Below are 381 nucleotides of genomic sequence, written 5' to 3' on the forward strand. Positions count from 1 at the left end.
ATCCTCCAGGGCCGCCCTGACGGGTCTGGGACCATCGATCGCGATCCGGGCTCGATGCCGACCCCTCTGCCATTCATGACCGCCCGTTCAGGCTCTCCTCCAATTCCCGGAGGCGATAGCTCCGGCCTCGGATGTTCAGCACGTGGCACGAATGGAGCAGTCGGTCCAGGATCGCCGCCGTGATCACCTCGTCGCCCGCCAGCATCTCCGGCCAGTCCTTGATCGCCTTGTTCGACGTGATGCACAGCGAGCCCCGCTGATAGCGGTAGCTCACCAACCGGAAGAATAGATTCGCCTCCTCACGTGTGAATGTCTCGAAGCCAACTTCGTCGATGATCACCAACGCCGCCTTCATGTACTTCTTCCCCTTCAGGCGCGTCG

1 protein-coding gene is annotated in these 381 nt (G+C 61.9%); it reads right to left on the minus strand.

All coding sequences use genetic code 11. From position 1 onward, the window contains the following. Nucleotides 1-73 precede the first annotated feature (73 nt). A partial coding sequence (locus tag ACYOEI_RS41200; RefSeq protein ID WP_462856491.1) for an ATP-binding protein occupies nucleotides 74-381 on the minus strand: 308 nt, incomplete at its 5' end.

The organism is Singulisphaera rosea, from assembly GCF_054877945.1.